Here is a 14,197-nt window from a genome sequence, read left to right on the forward strand (position 1 = left end):
ACGCGGATCAGCCCACGTCGAGGGGGTCCGCGAGGAGCCGTTCGAAGGCCAGTTCGGCGGCGCCGATCAACGGTGCGTCCTCGCCCAGTTGCGGGGTGCGCAGCCGGACGTGCTCCAGGCACGCGCCGAGCGCGTTGGAGTTGAGCCGGCTGCGGACCTGGGCCGCCGCGGCGAGGTAGAGGTCCCGCATGGTGCCGCCGAAGATGACCATCTCCGGGTTGAAGACGTTCACCAGGTTGGCCACTCCGAAGCCGAGCCAGTCGCCGGCCTGGCGTACCGCCGACTGGGCTCGGGCGTCACCGCGGTCGGCGGCGTCGAAGACGGCCAGCAGCGCCTCACGGCCGCGGGCGTCGGAGCGTCCGGCGGCGCGGAGCAGGCCGTGCTCGCCGATCTCGGTCTCCCAGCAGCCCCGGGACCCGCACTCGCAGGGCCTGCCGTCGCGGACCACCTTCATGTGGCCCACCTCGCCGCCGTACCCGCCGTGCCCGGTCAGCCGGCGTCCTCCGGCGATGATGCCGGCGCCCACGCCGACGTCGCCGTACAGGTAGATGACGTTGTCGCAGCCGGCTGCGACGCCCCGCGCGTGTTCGGCGAACGCCGCCACGTCGGCCACGTTGCCGACCGTGACTGGAACGTCGATGCCCAGTTCGGCGCCGAGCGCCGCGCCGATCGGCTCGTCCACCCAGCCGGTGGCGGGGCCGAGCCGGACCAGGCCGTCGTCCCGGCGGACCATGCCGCAGACGGCCACGCCGGCGCCGACACAGATCGCGTCGGCGGGTATCGCCTGCTGCATGTCCTTGACCGCGCCGGCCAGCAGCGGCGCGGCCTCTGCGGCCAGCAGGCCGCGCGGTCGGTCCAGGTCCCGGCGGTCCAGCACCGCGCCGCCCAGACCGACGCGGGCGGCGCGCAGTCGGTCCACCTCAACGGAGTACGCGTATGCGTACACCCGGTCCGATTCGGGCCGGACGACCAGCGACGGACGTCCGGCCCGGCCGGTCTCCTTCGGAGTGCCCTCGCTGACCAGCCCCACCGCGGTCAGGTCGGCGGTGAGCGCGCCGATGGTGCTGCGGTTCAGCCTCAGGGTGGTGGTCAGTTCGGCCCGCGTGGTCGCCCCGTGGACGTGGACGTGTCGCAGCAGAGCCCCGAGGTTCTGCCGCCGGACCTCGTCCTGGCTTGGTGCCGGGCGCATGTGGTGTCACCTCCCCCGCGTGGTCAGCGGGTGCCGGTGGCGGCTGCCCGGCGGCGGGAGAAGGCGTCGACGCTGGCGGCGAGCATGAGCACCACGCCGGTGACCACGTACTTGACTCCCGCGCTGTAACCCATCAGGCCCATTCCGTTGTCGATGACCGCGACCACCGCTCCGCCGAGCACGGCGTCGAAGACCCGGCCCTTGCCACCGAAGAGGCTGGTGCCGCCGATCACCGCCGCGCCGACGGCGTAGAGCAGTACGTTACTGCCCCCGGTGTTGGGGTCCACAGAGTTGGCCCGGCTCGCGGCCACGATGCCCCCGACGGCGGCCATCGAGGAGCAGATCACGAAGACGGAGATCCGGATCCGGTCCACCTCGATGCCGGCGCGACGGGCCGCCTCCCGGTTGCCGCCGACGGCGTAGATGTGTCGGCCGTAGCTGGTGCGCTGGAGCACGAAGGTCCAGACGATCAGCAGTACCGCGATGACCGGCACCACGATCGGCACACCCTTGAGGGAGACGACCAGCACGTTGCGGCTGCGCTCCAGGTTGAGGATGAAGACCGCCGTGCCGAGCAGGACGGCGAGCCCGACGATCCGGGCGGCCACGACGGCCAGCGGATCGGTGATCAGGCCCCGGGCGATCCGGTTGCGGTGCCTCAGCAGTTGCACGGCCGCGTAACCGGCGACCGCCACGATGGCGAGCACCCAGCCCAGGATGGGGCCGAGGTTGCGGTTGGCGATGGCGACAAGCACGTCGTCGCGGACGGAGATGTTGGTGCCCTCCTTCATGAGCATCAGCACGATGCCCTGGAAGGCGAGGAACCCGGCGAGGGTGACCACGAAGGACGGAATGCCGATCTTCGCGACCAGCAGGCCGAGGGTGGTGCCGATGACCACGCCGGTGGCGACGGCGGCGAGCACGGCCACCCACCAGGGGTAGCCGAGCACGGTGACCACATTGGCGAGTACGGCGGCGCAGACGCCGCTGGCGAAGCCGGCGGACAGGTCGATCTCGCCGAGCAGCAGCACGAAGACCAGGCCCATCGCGATGAGCGTGACCGCCGCGCCCTGGGTGAAGAGGTTGGCGAAGTTGCCGGCCGACAGGAACGACGACGGCCGCATGACCGCGAAGACGGTGCAGAGCACGATCAGGCCCAGCACCGCGGGCAGCGCACCGACGTCGCCGCCGCGTACCCGACTCAGGTAGGTGCGGGCATGGCTCCCGACGGTCGGCGGCGGTGTGACGGCCGCTGGGCCGTCCTTCCGCACGGCGGTGGTGGTCATCGGTCGCCTCCTGAGGTCGAGTCGGCCAGCTGGTTGCCGTTGCCGTTGCCGCCCGTACCCGGGTCGGTGGCGAGGCCGAGCCCGCCCGAGCGCCCTGCGGTGATCAGCTCGACCACCTGGGAATGGGTGATGTCGGTGGTCTTCACCTGGGCGACCATCTGGCCGAGGTACAGCGCGGCGATGCGGTCGGAGACGGCGAAGACGTCGTTCATGTTGTGCGAGATGAGCACCACGGCAAGGCCGTTGTCGGCGAGCCGGCGGACCAGTTCGAGCACCTGGGCGGTCTGCGCGACGCCGAGGGCGGCGGTCGGCTCGTCCAGGATGACCAGCTTGCTGTTCCACAGCACCGCCTTGGCGATGGCCACGGTCTGTCGCTGGCCGCCGGAGAGGCTGGAGACGTGCTGGCGCAGCGAGGTGACGGTGCGCACGGAGAGCCCGGCGAGTGTCTCGGCGGCGAGCTGCTCCATGGTCGGTTCGTCGAGGACGATGCCGCTGCGCTTCTCCCGGCCGAGGAACATGTTCTGCACGATGTCGAGGTTGTCGCAGAGCGCGAGGTCCTGGTAGACGACCTCGATGCCGAGCGCGGCGGCGTCGCGGGGGCTGCTGATGTGGACCTGTTCGCCGTTGAACAGGACCTCACCGGCATCGGTGGGGTGGATGCCGCTGATGCACTTGACCAGGGTCGACTTGCCGGCGCCGTTGTCGCCGACCAGCGCGGTGACTTCGCCGGGGTGGACGGTCAAGGCGACGTCACGGAGCACCTGGACGGGACCGAAGCTCTTGTCGATCCCACGTAGTTCCAGCAGGGGGGTCGCGGTCACGAGGTCTCCTTAGGGGAGTGTGGGGGCCCGCCCGGCGGACGCCGCCCGGCACGGGAGGGTGCTCCCGTGCCGGGCGGCGGGTGTCGTCCCGGCGGGTACTGCGTCGTCGGTCAGCTGATGCCGGCGTCGGCGCAGAGCTTGGCGTACGTCCCGGCGCAGACCTCTTCCTTGGTCACGTACCCGTCGGCGATGACGTCCTTGACGTTCTCCTTGTAGATGGCCTTCGGGGTGAGCAGCACCGAGGGGACGTCGCGGCCGCCCTCGGGGTCCTTCACCGTCTGGCCGGTGTCCTTCTTCTCGCCCTTGGCCAGCGCGATGGCCAGGTCGGAGGCGGCCTTGGCCTCTTCCCGGACGGCCTTGTAGACGGTCATGCACTGGTCACCGTTGAGGATGTTCTGCAGGCCCTCGGTGCTGGCGTCCTGCCCGGTGACCGGGACCTTGCCGTTGAGCTTGTTCTTCTTCAGCACGGAGATGGCCGCGTTGCCGAGGCCGTCGTTGGCGGCGAGCACGCCGTCGATCTTGCCGTTGGCCTTGGTGAGCTGCTGCTCGAAGATCGTCGTGGCCTGCGCGTTGTCCCAGGCCGGTACGGCGTCCTCGGGGCCCTTGACGTATTCCTTGGCGTCGAACTTCGGCTTGAGCACCGAGTCGTAGCCGTTCTTGAAGAGGGTGGCGTTGTTGTCGGTGGGGGAGCCGTTCAGGTACGACACGACCGGGTTCTTGACGCCCTGGGCGGTCAGGCACTTCGCCAGGCCCTCGCCCTGGAGCTTGCCGACGGTCTCGTTGTCGAAGCTGACGTAGTACTGGGCCGAGCCGCCGAGGGTGAGCCGGTCGTAGTCGATGGTGGCGACGCCCTGCGACTTGGCCTTGTCGAGGACTGCCTTACCGGTGCCGGAGTCGAGGTTGACGATCATCAGGACGGTGACGCCACTGGTGATCATCTGGTCGGCGATGGTCTGGAAGGCGGACTTGTCGTTCTGCGCGTTCTGGATGTCGTACTGGACGCCGGCGGCCTCGAACGCTTCCTTGAGGAACTTGCGGTCCGCGGTCTCCCAGCGGACGGACGACTTGCTGTCCGGGAGGATCACGCCGATCTTGGGAGTCTTGGCGGTGCTGGCCTGGTCGTCGCCGGAGTCGTTGCCGCAGGCGGTCATGCCGCCGGTCGCGAGCAGGCCCACGGCGGCGATGGTGAGGATCCCCTTACGCATGTGCAGGGTCCTTTCGGAAGGTGGGGGAGGTGTAGTTTTGTTGTGCCCGGCAACGTATTTCGCCACGCGCCGAGTCCACAAGACCGCGTAGGTGCCGAGTTTGTTGATAGCGATAACAATTCAGCAACGCGGCTGTTACGCCCCGGCCATCCGCCAGACGTCGACCGTCATGACGGTCCTCAGTGGCTCTGCAACACCGCGGTGCGGGCCTCGGTCAGCGCCACCAGATCGGCCGCCGCGAGTTCGAGTTGCAGACCCCGCCGGCCAGCGGAGACGTAGATCGTCGGCAGGTCCAATGCGGATTCGTCCAGCACGGTGGGCAGCCGCCGACGCTGCCCGAGCGGGCTGATGCCGCCGCGCACGTAGCCGGTGGCCCGCTCGGCGACCGCCCGATCGGCAAGGGCCGCCCGCTTGCCACCGACCGCCGCAGCGAGCGCCTTGAGGTCCAGCTCGCCGGTGACCGGGACGACGGCCACGGTGAGCGCGCCGTCGACCTCTGTCACAAGTGACTTGAACACCCGCTCCGGTGCCACGCCGAGCGCCTCCGCCACCAGCGCGCCGTAGTTGGGCACGTCCGGCGACACCCGGTACGGGTGCGTGCGGTGCGCGACCCCGCGCCTGACCAGCAGTGCCGTCGCCGGAGTGCCCTGTCCCGCCACAGCTGAGAACCTAGTCGACCGGCCGGCAGACCAACACGGTCGGTGCCCCGGCGACCCGGGTGAGCACCAGACTCGCCGCCTGGTCGCCAGCCAGCCGCAGGTCCCGCCGCAACTGCTCCGGGGTGAGCGCCGAACCTCGCTTGAGGATCTCGACCCGCCCCACCCGGCGGTCCCGCAGCAGTGCCCGCAGGCGCTTGAGCGAGAACGGCAGCACGTCGGTGATCTCCAGGCAGCGCGCGTACGGGGTGCGGGTCGGCTGGTCGGCGTAGAGGTAGGCGATGCTCGGGTCACCGAGGGTGGCGTCCAACTCCTCGGCCAGCTCGGCGACGAGGTGTGCGCGGACCACCGCCGCGTCCGGGTCGTACAGGTAGCGGCGCGGTGGCCCGACCGGGGCCTCGGCGGCACCCGAGCCGGTGAGCTGGTGGCGGCGGATCTCGGCGCCCTCCTGCCGGTAGAGGGTGGCGCGGCGGGTCGCCTGGGCCAGCTCGCCGCACCAGAGCGCAGCCTCGACGAGGTCGCCGTCGACGCTTACCCATTCCGCCTCCGCGCCGGGTGGGATGAGCGCGTGGTCCAGCCCCGGCGCCACCTTCACCACCGTGCGTGGCACCCGCTCGGCCAGCCCGGTCACGAAGTCCCACGGCGGCGAGTAGGAGCGCGGGTCGAAGATCCGCCGGCCGGTGCCGGCCCGGCGTCGGGCCGGGTCGCAGAAGACGCCGTCGACCCGGGACACGTCGAAGGAGGTGGCGTCGCCGCACTCGACCGTGAACCGCTCCGCCAGCCCTGCCGCGGCGGCGTTGGCGGCGGCCATCGCGGCGGTCACGGGGTCGGCCTCCACCCCGTACACCCGGATGCCGGCGCGGGCGGCGGCGAGCGCGTCGGCGCCCAGGCCGCAACCGAGGTCGGCCAGGGTGTGCACGCCGGCCGCCCGCAGCCGTTCGGCGCGGCGGTCCGCGACGACCCGGCGGGTGGCCTGCTCCAGTCCGGCGCGGGTGAGGAACATCCCAGCGGCGGCCGGGCCGAACTTGCCGACCGCCCGGTGGCGCAGTTCGGCCTGGGTGAGCGCCGCCGCGGCCAGCGCGGGCGGCACCCCGGTCGCGCGCAGCGCCGACGCCGCGGCCAGCGGGTCGCCGCCGGCCAGCCTGGCCGCCGCCGTGAGCGCGGCCGACCCCTCGGGGGTACGCAGCGCGGCCAGTTGGTCGAGATCCACCCGGTCATTGTCCGGGTGGATCCGGAAATCCAGGCTGGCGGGGCGCGACTCGCTGGCACTCTCCTTGACGGAGTGCTAGCCACGGAATAACCTGCGATTAGCACTCTCACCCCGAGGGTGCCAGCTCCCGGGTCTCGGCCCGGGTGCGCAACGCCAGGCGGACCGGCACCCGCGACGACGGCCCCGCCCGGTGGCATGAGGCAGATTGACGCTGGCCGGCCGCGCCGGCCGGTAACGAAACCAGTACCCCAGGAGGGTATGCCCGTGACTACCGCGACCAAGGTTGCGATCAAGCCGCTCGAGGACCGCATCGTGGTCCAGGCGAACGAGGCTGAGACCACCACGGCGTCGGGCATCGTGATCCCCGACACCGCCAAGGAGAAGCCGCAGGAGGGCACTGTCCTCGCTGTGGGCCCGGGGCGCGTCGACGACAACGGCAACCGGGTTCCGGTTGACGTTCAGGTCGGCGACACCGTCCTCTACTCGAAGTACGGCGGCACCGAGGTCAAGTACGCCGGCGAGGAGTACCTGGTGCTCTCCGCCCGCGACGTCCTCGCGGTCATCGAGAAGTAAGCAACCGATCAGTGTCGTTGCCCCGGTCCGGCTCGCCGGGCCGGGGCGACGTCGCTTCGAAGGGACATTTATGGCGAAGATCCTCAGCTTCTCGGACGACGCCCGGCACCTGCTGGAGCACGGTGTCAACGCCCTCGCTGACGCGGTCAAGGTCACCCTCGGCCCGCGCGGGCGCAACGTCGTCCTGGACAAGAAATTCGGTGCGCCGACGATCACCAACGATGGTGTGACCATCGCCAAGGAGATCGAGCTCACCAACCCCTACGAGAACCTCGGCGCGCAGCTGGTCAAGGAGGTGGCGACCAAGACCAACGACGTCGCCGGCGACGGGACCACCACCGCGACCGTGCTGGCGCAGGCGATGGTCCGTGAGGGCCTGCGCAACGTCACCGCCGGGACCAACCCGGCCGGCCTCAAGCGGGGCATCGACGCGGCGGCCGCCAAGATCTCCGAGGCGCTGCTCGGTCGGGCCGTCGAGGTCGCCGACAAGAAGTCGATCGCGAACGTGGCGACGATCTCCGCGCAGGACGCCACCATCGGCGAACTGATCGCCGAGGCGATGGAGCGGGTCGGCCGCGACGGTGTCATCACCGTCGAGGAGGGCTCGATGCTCACCACCGAGCTGGAGGTGACCGAGGGTCTCCAGTTCGACAAGGGCTTCATCTCGCCCAACTTCGTCACCGACCTGGAGGGCCAGGAGTCCGTCCTCGAGGACGCGTACATCCTGGTCACCACGCAGAAGATCTCCGCGATCGAGGAGCTGCTGCCGCTGCTGGAGAAGGTCCTGCAGAACAGCAAGCCGCTGCTGATCATCGCCGAGGACGTGGAGGGCCAGGCGCTCTCGACCCTCGTGGTCAACTCGCTGCGCAAGACTCTCAAGGTCTGCGCGGTCAAGGCCCCGGGCTTCGGCGACCGACGCAAGGCGATGCTCCAGGACATCGCCATCTCCACCGGCGCCGAACTGGTCGCCCCGGAGCTGGGCTACAAGATCGACCAGGTCGGCCTGGAGGTGCTGGGCACCGCCCGGCGCGTCGTGGTCGACAAGGAGAACACCACGATCGTCGACGGCGGCGGCCAGAAGGCCGACGTCGACGACCGGGTCTCCCAGATCCGCAAGGAGATCGAGGCCTCCGACTCCGACTGGGACAAGGAGAAGCTGGCCGAGCGGCTGGCGAAGCTCTCCGGTGGCATCGCCGTGATCAAGGTGGGTGCGGCGACCGAGGTCGAGATGAAGGAGCGCAAGCACCGCATCGAGGACGCCATCGCGGCGACCAAGGCTGCGGTCGAGGAGGGCACCGTGCCCGGCGGCGGCGCCGCCCTGGTGCAGATCCTTCCCGTGCTCGACGACGACCTGGGCTTCACCGGTGACGAGAAGGTCGGCGTCTCGATCGTGCGCAAGTCGCTGGTCGAGCCGCTGCGCTGGATCGCGCAGAACGCCGGCCACGACGGCTACGTCGTGACCCAGAAGGTCGCCGACATGGCGTGGGGCAACGGCCTCGACGCCGCCACCGGCGAGTACGGCGACCTGGTCAAGGCCGGCATCATCGACCCGGTGAAGGTGACCCGCAACGCGGTCACCAACGCCGCCTCGATCGCCGGCCTGCTGCTCACCACGGAGAGCCTCGTGGTGGAGAAGCCGGCGCAGGCCGAGCCGGCCGGCTCGGGCGGCCACGGCCACGGTCACGGCCACCAGCACGGCCCGGGCTTCTGACCCGTAGCACCACCGTTTCCGGGGCACACCGTCCATGGCGGTGTGCCCCGGTTCGTCTTCAAGGTGATCACTGAGCGTTGACGCCGTTGGCGACCCGGCGAGAGGACCGCGCACACTGGGCCGATGACCACCACGTCGCGCCGGTACGCCGCGCTGGCCGGAGTCACCGCCGCCGCCGCCACGATCGGGATCGCCGAGCCGGTGGCCGTGCTGACCGGCCCCCGGTCGGCGCCGCTGGTCGCGGTCGGCGGGGCGGTCGTCGACGCTGCCCCCGAGCCGCTGAAGCAGTTCGCCATCGACGTCTTCGGCACCGCCGACAAGATCGCCCTGCTGGTCGGCACCGCCCTGCTGCTGGGTGGGTTCGCCGCGCTGATCGGAGTGCTGGCGGTCCGCCGCCTGGCCCTCGGCCTGGCCGGCATCGCGGCGTTGGGCGCCGTCGGGGTGGCCGCCGCGTTGACCCGCCCCGGCGCGGACCTCGCCGACGCCCTACCGTCGCTGGTCGGCGGCGGGCTGGGCGCCCTGGTGCTCTGGCTGTTCATCGCGGGCCCGCTCGAACTGGACCCCTGGCCCTGGTCACCACCCACCCCACCCGCGCCGGCCACGGGCGGCCCGGCACCGGACCGGCCTGAGGGGGTCGACCCGGAGTCGCGCCGGCGGTTCCTCACCGGTACCGGGGTGCTGCTCGGTACGGCTGCGGTGGCCGGTCTGGGCGGGCGCTGGCTGGCCGGGCGGCGCGGGGTGTCGGCCGCCCGGGACGCGATCCGGCTGCCCGCGCCGGTGGCACCCGCGGCGGCGGTGCCGGCGGGCGCGGATCTCCCGGTGGCCCAGCTCGCGTCGTACGTCACCCCGAACTTCGGGTTCTACCGGATCGACACCGCATTGGTCGTGCCGCAGGTGGACCCGGACACGTGGCGGCTGCGCATCCACGGGCGGGTCGGCACCGAACGCACCTACAGCCTCGCCGACCTGCTGGCCCGGCCGCTGGTCGAGCGGTACGTCACATTGGCCTGCGTGTCCAACGAGGTGGGCGGGGACCTGATCGGCAACGCCCGCTGGCTGGGCGTACCCCTGCGGGAGCTGCTCGACGAGGTCGAGCCGGACGACGACGCCGACCAGGTCGTCGGTCGGTCGGTCGACGGCTGGACGTGCGGCACCCCCACCGCGGCCCTGCGCGACGGGCGGGACGCGCTGCTGGCGATCGGCATGAACGGTGAACCCTTGCCGGTCGAGCACGGCTTCCCGGCCCGGATGGTGGTGCCCGGCCTCTACGGCTACGTGTCGGCCTGCAAGTGGGTGACCGAGTTGGAGTTGACCCGCTTCTCCGACTTCGACGCGTACTGGGTGCCGCGCGGCTGGTCCCGCGAGGGCCCGATCAAGACTCAGTCGCGGATCGACGCGCCCCGGCGGCGCAACCGGCTGACCACCGGCCCGGTGACGGTGGCCGGGGTCGCCTGGGCGCAGCAGCGGGGCATCCGCCGGGTCGAGGTACGTGTCGACGGCGGCCCCTGGCAGGAGGCGGAGTTGGCCCCCACGGTGTCGGTGGACACCTGGGTGCAGTGGTCGTGGCGCTGGGACGCCACCCCGGGCGAGCACCAGCTCCAGGTCCGGGCGACCGACGCGACCGGCGAGACCCAGACCGAGCGTACGCAGGGCGTCGTCCCCGACGGCGCGACCGGCTGGCACACGGTCCCCGTCCTGGTCCGCTGAGCACCCACCCACACAGATCTTGGACAGTTACCGTTCCGCGAACGGAAACTGTCCAAGATCTGCGGGCGATTACGTGCGAACCGCGCCCCCCGTGGCGGGGGCGCGGTTCGCGCGGATGTCGGGGGCGGGTCAGGCGACGTTGCGTTGGGCCGGGACGGTCGACTTGTGCGCGCGGCCCAGGCGGGCCTCCAGGCGGGCGACGTCGACCCGAGCGTGCCGGCGGTCGGCCAGGTCCTCCCAGCCGACGGCGAGCAGCCGCAGCCGCTCCGACTCGCTGAAGCCACCCCACACGCCGTACGGCTCACGGACCGACAGCGCGTGCGCGGCGCATTCGGCGCGGACCGGGCAGGCGCGGCAGACCGCCTTGGCGGACGACTCCCGACGCAGCCGGGAGGAGCCCCGCTCGCCGTCGGGGTGGAAGAACTGGGCGCTGTCCCGGCCTCGGCAGGCACCGAGCCGCTGCCAGTCCCAAAGGTCGACGATGGGTCCGGGCAGTCTACGTACGTTCGACATCAGCACCCCTCCTCCCGCGCGGCACCGCGAGATCCTTGTGGCCGGCTTCCGGGCGGCGGGCCGCGCAGGCGCACCGTTCCCGGCCTGGACCATCCGGTACCCACGCCGTCGCCGACTCACACACCTGTGATCGAAAACGCTCGGCAACTTGCGCCTTTTGCCCTAGTTGTCGGAAAAGTTCAAATGATTGCCCGGAACCCCCTCCTCAGCCGACGTCGTCATGGTCTGCTCGTGTGCGGAGAGGAGACCACCACAGTGCGTACTGTTCTTGTGTGCGTTCGGACACCACTCGCGGCCCAGCACCTGACGTCCGCTGCCGCGCGGCTGGGGTTGTCCGCGATCGTCCGTACCGCCGTCTCCGATCCCGAGGTGATGCTTCGGCTGGCCGAGCGGCCGGCCGACGTGGTGTTGGCCGACACGGCCCTCACCCGGCCGGACAGCGCGGGTTTCGTCCGCCGGGTGCTGGCCCGCGCGCCGCAGGCCGCCGTGCTGCTGCTCGGCACCGAGGAGTCCGAGGCGGCGGCGGCCACCATCAGCGCCGGTGCCCGGGGCCTGATCCAGAACGTCGACCATGACCTGACCAGCGCGGTGGCCAAGGCTCTGCTGCTGCTCACCGCGAACGGTCGGGCGTCCCGGCAGCGGGTCACCGACCCGGCCCGGGACACCGCGGCGGTCGGCGGTCCGGGCCGCTCGGCGCCCTCCCTGCGCGGGTCCGCCGAGCCGGGCTGGGCCGCCAACGTGGCGGGCGAGGGTTCGGCTGGCGTGCCCTCGGTGCCGGTGCAGCGGGGCGAGGACGAGGCCGAACCGGCCGCCGACGAGCCGTCGACAAGCCAGAACGACCCGGCCCGGCCCGCCCCGAACGCCCGTCCCACCCGGGCGTCGATCGGGCTCACCGAACGGGAGTTGCAGGTCCTGCTGGGCATGGCCGAGGGCAAGAGCAACGCGGAGATCGGCCGGGAGCTGTTCGTGTCCGAGGACACCGTCAAGACGCACGCCCGGCGGCTGTTCCGCAAGCTCGGCGCCCGGGACCGGGCGCACGCCGTGGCGGCCGGCTTCCGCGCCGGCCTCGTCGCCTGACCCCACATACGCTCGGCCCGGGATGTGCCGGCCTCTCCGAACCGGGAGGCCGGCAATGGGCTAATCCGCGGTGGTGGAGGCGTCCGGCTCGTCCTCGGTGCCCTCGGTCAGGGTGTCGTGCACCCCGTCGGCGTACCCACGGGCGTAGTCCCAGGTCACGTAGTGGTCCGGGTCGGGGTCGTACGCCGGCTCGTGGACGCGGGGGCGCCCCGAGTTGAGCAGGTGCCGCAGGTTGCCCCGCAGCAGGTCCCAGTCGAAGTAGTGAGGCTCGCGACAGTCCTCGCATTCGATCACCAGCCCGCGCACCCCGATCGGTGCCAGCAGAGCCTGGTAGATCTCCAGGTCGGCGAGGTCTTCGAGCACATCCTGTCGCTCGACGTCGGTCAGCGGATCCGGCGTCGCGTCGTCGGCCGGATCGTCCAGCCCCGCGGTCGGGTCGGCCGGGTCGCCGTTGAACGGGTCGATGGGCTCGTCGTGCACCCCCTCACCGTAGACCCAACGCGGGTCGAACGTCCGCCCCCCGCACCGCGCCGGGACTACCGCCACCGCCGGAGGTCGCCCAGCTCACTGGGTACGATGAGACGATGTGCCGGCTCCGTGGCGTGTCAATGTGCCCGTCCGCGCCACCTCGCTGAAGCCCATCCGAGCAGCTCAGGGGAGCAATCGTGGAAAATTCGCCCAGCACCGATCTGCCGGCCGGCGTCGAGCACGCCGACCTGGGCGGCCACCTGCCCGAGTTGCCGGCTGGCTCGGCGCGGGTCGTTCCGCTCGGGCTCACCTTCGACGACGTGCTGTTGCAGCCGGGCGAGTCGGACGTGGTGCCCAGCCGGGTCAACACCCGTACGAGGCTCACCCGCAACATCGAGCTGACCATTCCGCTGCTGTCCAGCGCCATGGACACCGTCACCGAGGCGCGGATGGCGATCGCGATGGCCCGCCAGGGCGGCATCGGCGTGCTGCACCGCAACCTCTCCGTGGACGACCAGGCGCTCCAGGTCGACCTGGTCAAGCGCTCGGAGTCCGGCATGATCACCAACCCGGTGACGGCCAGCCCCAACGACACCCTGCGCGAGGTCGACGAGCTGTGCGGCCGGTACCGGATCTCCGGCGTGCCGGTGGTGGACGGCGACGGCCAACTGGTGGGCATCGTCACCAACCGTGACATGCGCTTCGTCTCTGAGCCGGACACCCCGGTCCACGAGATCATGACCCGGACCCCGCTGATCACCGCCCAGGTCGGGGTGAGCAAGGACGACGCGCTGGATCTGCTGCGCCGGCACAAGGTCGAGAAGCTGCCGATCGTGGACGACTCGGGTCGGCTGCGCGGGCTGATCACCGTCAAGGACTTCACCAAGAGCGAGCAGTACCCGGAGGCCACCAAGGACGGCGCGGGCCGGCTCCGGGTGGCCGCCGCGATCGGCGTCGGCGAGGATTCCTACAAGCGGGCGCGCACCCTGGTCGACGCGGGCGTGGACGTGCTGATCGTGGACACCGCGCACGGCCACCAGCGGGCCGTGCTGGACATGGTCCGCCGGCTCAAGAAGGACGTCGCCGTCGAGGTCGTGGGCGGCAACGTGGCCACGTACGCCGGCGCGAAGGCGCTGGTCGACGCCGGCGCCGACGGCGTCAAGGTCGGTGTCGGCCCCGGTGCGATCTGCACCACCCGGATCGTCGCCGGGGTCGGCGTCCCGCAGATCACCGCGATCATGGAGGCCGCCCGGGCCGCCCGCCCGGCCGGCGTGCCGGTGATCGGTGACGGCGGCATCCAGTATTCGGGCGACATCGCCAAGGCGCTGGTCGCCGGTGCCGACACGGTGATGCTCGGCAGCCTGCTGGCCGGCTGCGAGGAGAGCCCCGGCGAGCTGATTTTCGTCAACGGCAAGCAGTTCAAGACGTACCGGGGGATGGGCTCGCTCGGCGCGATGCAGTCCCGTGGCCAGGCCAAGTCGTACTCGAAGGACCGCTACTTCCAGCAGGACGTGCTCAGCGACGACAAGCTGGTCCCCGAGGGCGTCGAGGGTCAGGTGCCGTACCGGGGGCCGCTCTCCCGGGTGGCCCACCAGCTGGTCGGCGGGCTGCGGCTGGCGATGGGGTACGCCGGTGCGGAGAACATCCCCGATCTGCACCACCGGGGCCAGCTCATCCGGATCACCGCGGCCGGGCTCAAGGAGAGCCACCCGCACGACATCCAGATGACCGTCGAGGCGCCCAACTACCACACTCGCTGACCCACCACCCCCAACCACCTG

General features: G+C 71.4%; 13 protein-coding genes. 5 read left to right on the forward strand and 8 right to left on the reverse strand.

The features are described from left to right. Positions 1–7: 7 nt before the first annotated feature. The 6 genes from ABZ808_RS17165 to ABZ808_RS17190 all read right to left on the reverse strand — a co-directional run bounded on the left by ABZ808_RS17165 (position 8) and on the right by ABZ808_RS17190 (position 6,367). Positions 8–1,189, reverse strand: a complete 1,182-nt coding sequence (locus ABZ808_RS17165; protein ID WP_357007034.1) for an ROK family protein — start codon at positions 1,187–1,189, stop codon at positions 8–10. Positions 1,190–1,212: 23 nt separating this feature from the next. Then, the gene (locus ABZ808_RS17170) at positions 1,213–2,475 is read right to left on the reverse strand and encodes an ABC transporter permease (RefSeq protein WP_357007037.1); all 1,263 of its coding nucleotides are present in this window, start codon (positions 2,473–2,475) and stop codon (positions 1,213–1,215) included. Next, entirely contained in the window at positions 2,472–3,296 is an 825-nt protein-coding gene (locus ABZ808_RS17175) for an ATP-binding cassette domain-containing protein (protein WP_357007040.1), read from the reverse strand. Before ABZ808_RS17175 ends, ABZ808_RS17170 begins: the two co-directional genes overlap by 4 nt. A 110-nt stretch (positions 3,297–3,406) precedes the next feature. Continuing rightward, complete coding sequence (locus ABZ808_RS17180) at positions 3,407–4,501, reverse strand: substrate-binding domain-containing protein (RefSeq protein WP_357007043.1); 1,095 nt, start codon at positions 4,499–4,501, stop codon at positions 3,407–3,409. Positions 4,502–4,680: 179 nt separating this feature from the next. Then, on the reverse strand, positions 4,681–5,160 hold the full coding sequence (gene ybaK, locus ABZ808_RS17185) for a Cys-tRNA(Pro) deacylase (RefSeq protein ID WP_357007045.1): 480 nt from the start codon (positions 5,158–5,160) through the stop codon (positions 4,681–4,683). Between the two features lie 10 nt (positions 5,161–5,170). Continuing rightward, the gene (locus ABZ808_RS17190; RefSeq protein WP_357007047.1) at positions 5,171–6,367 is read right to left on the reverse strand and encodes a methyltransferase domain-containing protein; all 1,197 of its coding nucleotides are present in this window, start codon (positions 6,365–6,367) and stop codon (positions 5,171–5,173) included. A gap of 258 nt (positions 6,368–6,625) precedes the next feature. On the opposite strand from ABZ808_RS17190, the gene groES reads away from it, so the two are divergent. From groES to ABZ808_RS17205, 3 genes are all read left to right on the forward strand, one after another. After that, a complete protein-coding gene (gene groES, locus ABZ808_RS17195; RefSeq protein ID WP_030330046.1) occupies positions 6,626–6,940 on the forward strand; it encodes a co-chaperone GroES in 315 nt (104 codons plus the stop codon). Positions 6,941–7,010: 70 nt separating this feature from the next. Next, on the forward strand, positions 7,011–8,651 hold the full coding sequence (gene groL, locus ABZ808_RS17200; RefSeq protein ID WP_357007049.1) for a chaperonin GroEL: 1,641 nt from the start codon (positions 7,011–7,013) through the stop codon (positions 8,649–8,651). A gap of 123 nt (positions 8,652–8,774) precedes the next feature. Beyond that, positions 8,775–10,358 (forward strand): molybdopterin-dependent oxidoreductase, encoded by a 1,584-nt coding sequence (locus ABZ808_RS17205; RefSeq protein ID WP_357007052.1) that lies wholly within the window; start codon positions 8,775–8,777, stop codon positions 10,356–10,358. Between the two features lie 129 nt (positions 10,359–10,487). Here the strand turns inward: ABZ808_RS17205 and ABZ808_RS17210 are convergent, their stop codons facing one another. Next, on the reverse strand, positions 10,488–10,871 hold the full coding sequence (locus tag ABZ808_RS17210) for a WhiB family transcriptional regulator (protein WP_357007054.1): 384 nt from the start codon (positions 10,869–10,871) through the stop codon (positions 10,488–10,490). A 255-nt stretch (positions 10,872–11,126) separates the two neighbouring features. Between ABZ808_RS17210 and ABZ808_RS17215 the strand changes: the two genes are divergently transcribed. Further along, on the forward strand, positions 11,127–11,948 hold the full coding sequence (locus ABZ808_RS17215; RefSeq protein ID WP_357007056.1) for a response regulator transcription factor: 822 nt from the start codon (positions 11,127–11,129) through the stop codon (positions 11,946–11,948). 60 nt (positions 11,949–12,008) lie between these two features. On the opposite strand, the gene ABZ808_RS17220 is transcribed toward ABZ808_RS17215, so the two are convergent. Next, on the reverse strand, positions 12,009–12,428 hold the full coding sequence (locus tag ABZ808_RS17220) for a DUF5319 domain-containing protein (protein WP_357007059.1): 420 nt from the start codon (positions 12,426–12,428) through the stop codon (positions 12,009–12,011). Between the two features lie 185 nt (positions 12,429–12,613). Here ABZ808_RS17220 and guaB point away from each other — a divergent pair, with 185 nt between their 5' ends. Next, positions 12,614–14,176 carry an IMP dehydrogenase gene (guaB, locus tag ABZ808_RS17225; protein WP_357007061.1) on the forward strand — a complete coding sequence of 521 codons (1,563 nt, stop codon included), beginning with the start codon at positions 12,614–12,616 and terminating at the stop codon, positions 14,174–14,176. Positions 14,177–14,197 lie beyond the last annotated feature (21 nt).

Source organism: Micromonospora sp. NPDC047527 (assembly GCF_040643015.1).
GTDB lineage: Bacteria > Actinomycetota > Actinomycetes > Mycobacteriales > Micromonosporaceae > Micromonospora.